Consider the following 5,677-nt stretch of genomic DNA (forward strand, 5'->3'; position numbering starts at 1 on the left):
ACAGGTGGAGATTTAAATGTAGATGAAATTCATGAGGTAATTCCAATAACTGAGGATGCAGGAGTTTGGCACCCCCAGGAAGGGGTATTTAATGGTCATTTCAAGCCTACAGAAGCCGACAAAATAAATAGGATAGGACAGCTAAGACTTGGAGTTATTAAGGTTTTGGAAAGTAATACCTATTCCCCGGATGTCACGAAAAAATACACCGTTGCCGATATGATAACAGGTTTTGGTGTAGCAGAAGCTATCAGGCACTACTATGATATTTTTGGAGGCACGGTGATAGGTAAGCGAGCTATTGTACAGGGATTTGGAAACGTAGGATCGGCGGCGGCGTTTTATTTGGCACAAATGGGTGCCAGGATTGTAGGAATTATTGATCGTGTAGGCGGAGTTATTAATGAAGATGGTTTTTCATTCGAGGAAATAAAGACCTTCTTTTTACATAAAAAAGGAAATACATTAATAGCAGATGCGGATAAAATGATTCCTTTTGATGAAATGAATGAACGTATCTGGAGTTTGCCAACGGAAATTTTTGCACCATGTGCGGCTTCCAGATTAATTACCCAGGAACAAATTGCTGAAATGATTGATACAGGCCTTGAGGTTATTTCATGTGGCGCAAATGTACCATTTGCAGACCCTGAAATATTTTTTGGTCCAATTATGGAGTATACAGATGAACGAGTGAGCCTTATTCCTGACTTTGTTTCAAACTGTGGAATGGCCAGATTATTTGCATATTTCATGGAGCGAAGAGTGGGTATGGAAGATGAATTAATTTTTAATGATACTTCAGATACCATTCGAAAAGCAATTTTGAATATCTTTAAGCAAAATGTAACAAGAAAAAACATGAGTACAACGGCATTTGAAATTGCCCTAAAACAACTAATCTAAAACCAACCAGTATGGAGACCATTATTATTATTGTATTCTTAGCAGGCTATTTGGCTATTACCCTTGAGCATAATCTAAAAATAGACAAACTAATTCCCGCATTGGCCATGATGGCAATTTTATGGGCCGTTATAGCATTGGCTCATATGCCTGTTTTTGAGGTTAATACCGACCTAAAGGAACTGGAACCTTCGCATATTGATGAAATGTTGTTGCACCATCTGGGTAAAACCGCGGAAATTCTTGTTTTTCTTTTAGGGGCGATGACCATTGTGGAAATTATAGATTATTTTGATGGATTTGCCACCATTAAGGGCTATATACGCACAACGAAAAAGTCAAAGCTACTTTGGCTCTTTTCTATTTTGGCCTTTGTTCTTTCCGCAATTATAGATAACCTAACGGCTACCATTGTACTGGTAACCATATTGCAAAAAGTTATCAAAGAACGTGAGGTAAGGCTTTGGTTTGCGGGGATGATAATAATTGCTGCTAATGCAGGAGGGGCATGGTCTCCTATTGGCGATGTTACTACAACTATGTTATGGATAGGGGATAAGGTGTCCGCGCTGCAACTCATTAAATTTGTACTGATACCCTCAATAGTTTGTATGGTCCTTCCTGTTCTTGTTGCATTGCGGTACAAGGCATTTAAAGGAAATATTAAGGCGGAATTGGAAGATAAAGAAAAGCCAAAATCCCCATTTGGAGCTACGATGTTATATCTTGGTTTAGGTTCCATCGTATTTGTTCCATTTTTTAAGACCATTACTCATTTACCTCCTTATGTGGGGATGATGCTCTCACTGGCTGTAGTAGCTGCATTTGCAGAAATTTATACAAGCGCTAAATTCAGTATTTCCAGTGTTGATGGAGCAGAGAGTCAGGAAGGATCGCACCATAGCGCTGTGCATGCTTCCTTATCCAAAATAGAGCTTCCAAGTATACTCTTTTTCCTTGGGATACTTTTAGCGGTTGCTGCTCTGGAGTCATTAGGGATGTTATTTCATTTTGCAGGCACACTAGATGCCACAGTGCCATTTCTTGGCACTGAATCGGCGAACCAAACTGTATCAGATTTGGTAATACTAATATTGGGGGTAGCTTCTGCCGTGATAGACAACGTACCTTTGGTGGCTGCCAGTATGGGGATGTTCTCAATACCTTTAGATGATTCTGTCTGGCATTTTATTGCCTATTCAGCAGGAACAGGTGGTAGCATGTTAATTATTGGATCCGCAGCCGGCGTTGTAGCTATGGGAATGGAGAAAATTGATTTTTTCTGGTATTTCAAAAAAATTGCATGGCTGGCATTCATTGGTTTTATTGGGGGCGCAGGCGCATTTATGCTTATTCGAAATTTAGTATTAAACGCATAATTTAATTGATAATATACCGTTATAAGGGCAACTTTTAATAGGGAAAAATATGGTATTGTTACAGGATCTTGTTGATGAAGCACAAGTTGGGGAACTTGTTTCAGAAGAAAAAACGCTTTCAGTGATTGATCTCATCTTTAATGGGGGAGCAGGAAGTATTATTATTATTTCAGTTTTGTTTGTGATGCTGGCTGTAGCACTTTACATTTATTTTGAGCGTTTGCTGGCTATAAAGGCAGCCTCACAAATAGATAAGAACTTCATGAATCAAATACGGGATCATGTAATGAATGGTAAATTGGAAGCGGCAAAAATATTATGCGCCCAAACAGATTCTCCGGTTGCCAGATTAACGGAAAAAGGGATATCCAGAATTGGTAAACCGCTGGATGATATTAATACAGCTATTGAAAATGCCGGAACCCTGGAGGTGTACAAATTAGAGAAAAATGTAAATGTTCTTGCTACGGTGGCGGGTGCAGGACCCATGATTGGGTTTTTAGGAACCGTTATTGGTATGATTTTAGCTTTCCATCAAATGGCCAGCAGTGGTGGACAAGCAGAAATGGGTGCTTTGGCATCAGGGATATACACTGCCATGACTACTACAGTTGCAGGCCTAATTGTAGGTATTGTAGCTTATATGGGATACAACCATCTGGTGAATAGAACAGATAAGGTGGTGCATAAAATGGAGGCAAATGCTGTGGAATTTCTCGATTTACTAAACGAACCTGTTTAAGACAGTCTTATGAAAATTAAAGGAAGAAATAAGATAAGTCCGGAATTTAGCATGTCCTCAATGACGGACATTGTATTCCTGCTGTTGATTTTCTTTATGTTAACAGCTAATTCACCCAATGCACTGGATCTGCTTTTGCCTAAGGCGAAAGGGAAATCTACAAATACTCAAAATGTATCAGTCACGATTAATAAAAATCTGGAATATTTTGTGAACAGCGAGAGAATAAACGGAGAGTACATAGAAATTGAATTAAAAAAAGCACTTGAGGGTCAGGAAAAACCCACTATTATTCTTAGAGCAGAAGAAAGCGTTGCCATTAAAGAAGCGGTTAACGTAATGGATATTGCCAACAGGAATAGTTATAAAGTGATCCTGGCTGTGCGCCCTAATTAATGTCGTTTTTAGACACGAGACACAAGAAAAAATCATTTACGCTTACAACTATTTTGTTAAGCGTGCTCCTCCTTTTACTTTTTTATGTTGGTCTTACTTATATGGATCCACCCATTGAGAACGGGATAACTGTAAATTTTGGAGCCATGGAATTTGGTATGGGGGAGAAACAACCGCTAAAAAAAATAAAATCCCAGCCTGCAGAACCGGTGAAAGAGATAGTTGAGAAGGAGATTGTTGAAGAAAAACCTGCTGCTCAACCGGAAGAAGTCGCCGAAGAAGATGTTACGGAAAAGGCTACCGAGAAAGTACTTACACAAGAAGACGAAGAATCTATGAAAATTAAACAACAGCGGGCTGCAAAGCGCGAAGCCGAAGAGGCGGCCAGAAAGGCCCAGGCCAAAGCTGAACAATTGGCCAGGGAACAAAAGGCTGCGGAGGAAAAAGCCCAGCGGGAAAAGGAAGCCAAAAGGGAAAAGCTGGATGAACTCATGGGAGGCCTTAACAAATCTGACGGTGAGGTTCAGGGCGGTGAGGGCGATGACAATAGGGCAGGTGATAAAGGACAGCCCGATGGAGATCCTTATGCCACAAGCTATTATGGCAGCCCGGGATCCGGAAGTGGAACGGGCGGATATGGCCTAAACGGACGCTCTTTGGTAGGTAAGGGAAAAGTACAACAGGATTGTAATGAAGAAGGAACAGTAGTTGTTAAAATTACTGTAGATAGAAATGGAAAGGTAATTGATGCTATTCCGGGAATGAAGGGTACTACCAATAATGATCCTTGCTTATTAGAACCCGCAAAAAAAACAGCATTTATGCACAAATGGAATCTGGATTCCAAAGCGCCCAGCCAACAGATAGGATTTGTTGTGGTTAACTTTAAATTGGGGGAATAATATAAATGACCTACAAGGAGACCCTGGATTGGATGTTCGCTCAACTTCCAATGTATCAGCAAAAGGGACCAGAGGCTTTTAATGCTAAATTAAAGAATAGCCTTTCTATGGCTGCCCACCTTAAAAATCCCCATTTAAATTTTAAGACCATTCATGTGGCAGGAACAAATGGCAAGGGTTCCAGCAGTCATATGCTGGCCTCCATATTGCAGGAGGCGGGTTATAAGGTAGGCTTGTATACTTCACCGCATATGAAAGATTTCAGGGAGCGGATTAAGATTAATGGGAAATCTATTAGTCAAAAGAGTGTCATAGAATTTATTGAAAAAAATAAGGCTTTTCTGGAAACAAATAAACTGTCTTTCTTTGAAATGTCTGTGGGAATGGCATTAGATTATTTTTCAAAGGAAAAGGTGTCAATTGCGATTATAGAAGTTGGATTAGGCGGACGTTTGGATTCTACTAATATCATAACCCCGGAAATCTCATTGATCACAAATATTGGTTTAGATCATACAGATATACTGGGAAATACACTCGCAAAGATAAGCAGGGAAAAGGCCGGAATTATAAAACCGGGCGTTCCTGTTGTCATCAGTGAATGTCAGGAGGAGATCGCCCCTGTTTTTGAAGAAATTGCAAAAGAAAGAAATTCGGTTTTAGTCTATGCGGACAGGGAGAATCTCAAGGAATATAAAACTTCACTACTGGGTAACTATCAAAACAAGAATATAAAAGGGGTGCTGGCCACTATTAAATTGCTTAAAGAATTCAATATAAGTGAGGAACATATTAAAAGGGGACTTATGAAAGTGGTTGAAAATACCGGGCTTCTGGGAAGATGGCAGGTACTTCATGAAAACCCAAAAGTGGTTTGCGATACGGCCCACAATATTGAAGGTCTCACTTTGGTGCTAGAACAAGTGAACCTTGAAAAATTTAAAACCTTACATATCGTTCTTGGTTTTGTTAAAGAGAAAAATCTTGATGAAATTTTGCCTTTATTTCCCAAAGATGCCATTTACTATTTAGCCAGACCCAGTATTCCAAGGGGTTTAAATGTAGTATTCTTAATGAAAAAGGCTTCGGAATTTGGATTGAAGGGCAACAGGTATGATTCGATTCCTATGGCCTATAAAGCCGCACTAAGCAAGGCAGAGAAAGATGATTTCATCTATATAGGAGGCAGTACATTTACGGTTGCGGAAGTCCTGTGATTTTTTCTTATTTTTTGTTTTGGGTAACAAAAAACTATACTATATTTGCATCCCCTTAGGGGCTCTTAGCTCAGTTGGTTCAGAGCACCTGCCTTACAAGCAGGGGGTCACTGGTTCGAATCCAGTAGGGCCCAC

6 protein-coding genes and 1 tRNA gene are annotated in these 5,677 nt (G+C 39.9%); all 7 read left to right on the top strand.

Annotation, left to right across the window (positions count from 1 at the left end; genetic code table 11):
- Positions 1-906: amino acid dehydrogenase (locus WBN20_RS02240; RefSeq protein WP_424280558.1), on the top strand; the 906-nt coding region annotated here is incomplete at its 5' end.
- Positions 907-917: 11 nt separating this feature from the next.
- Positions 918-2,285 carry a sodium:proton antiporter NhaD gene (gene nhaD, locus WBN20_RS02245; protein ID WP_424280559.1) on the top strand — a complete coding sequence of 456 codons (1,368 nt, stop codon included), beginning with the start codon at positions 918-920 and terminating at the stop codon, positions 2,283-2,285.
- A gap of 49 nt (positions 2,286-2,334) precedes the next feature.
- Complete coding sequence (locus tag WBN20_RS02250; protein ID WP_424273468.1) at positions 2,335-3,027, top strand: MotA/TolQ/ExbB proton channel family protein; 693 nt, start codon at positions 2,335-2,337, stop codon at positions 3,025-3,027.
- A gap of 9 nt (positions 3,028-3,036) precedes the next feature.
- A complete protein-coding gene (locus WBN20_RS02255) occupies positions 3,037-3,423 on the top strand; it encodes an ExbD/TolR family protein (RefSeq protein ID WP_019668076.1) in 387 nt (128 codons plus the stop codon).
- Entirely contained in the window at positions 3,423-4,325 is a 903-nt protein-coding gene (locus WBN20_RS02260) for an energy transducer TonB (protein WP_424280560.1), read from the top strand. The genes WBN20_RS02255 and WBN20_RS02260 overlap by 1 nt, the downstream gene beginning before the upstream one ends.
- Positions 4,326-4,330: 5 nt before the next feature.
- Positions 4,331-5,542, top strand: a complete 1,212-nt coding sequence (locus WBN20_RS02265) for a bifunctional folylpolyglutamate synthase/dihydrofolate synthase (protein ID WP_424271862.1) — start codon at positions 4,331-4,333, stop codon at positions 5,540-5,542.
- Between the two features lie 59 nt (positions 5,543-5,601).
- Positions 5,602-5,676, top strand: a tRNA-Val gene (locus tag WBN20_RS02270).
- The last annotated feature ends 1 nt before the right edge of the window (position 5,677 follow it).

It is taken from the genome of Eudoraea sp. (assembly GCF_049665975.1).
In the GTDB taxonomy this organism is placed as follows: Bacteria; Bacteroidota; Bacteroidia; order Flavobacteriales; family Flavobacteriaceae; genus Eudoraea.

Excerpts from the sequence above, each read along its gene's own strand:
- nhaD (WP_424280559.1), top strand. The coding sequence starts at position 918 with ATGGAGACCATTATTATTATTGTATTCTTAGCAGGCTATTTGGCTATT.
- WBN20_RS02250 (WP_424273468.1), top strand. The coding sequence starts at position 2,335 with ATGGTATTGTTACAGGATCTTGTTGATGAAGCACAAGTTGGGGAACTT.
- WBN20_RS02255 (WP_019668076.1), top strand. The coding sequence starts at position 3,037 with ATGAAAATTAAAGGAAGAAATAAGATAAGTCCGGAATTTAGCATGTCC.
- WBN20_RS02260 (WP_424280560.1), top strand. The coding sequence starts at position 3,423 with ATGTCGTTTTTAGACACGAGACACAAGAAAAAATCATTTACGCTTACA.
- WBN20_RS02265 (WP_424271862.1), top strand. The coding sequence starts at position 4,331 with ATGACCTACAAGGAGACCCTGGATTGGATGTTCGCTCAACTTCCAATG.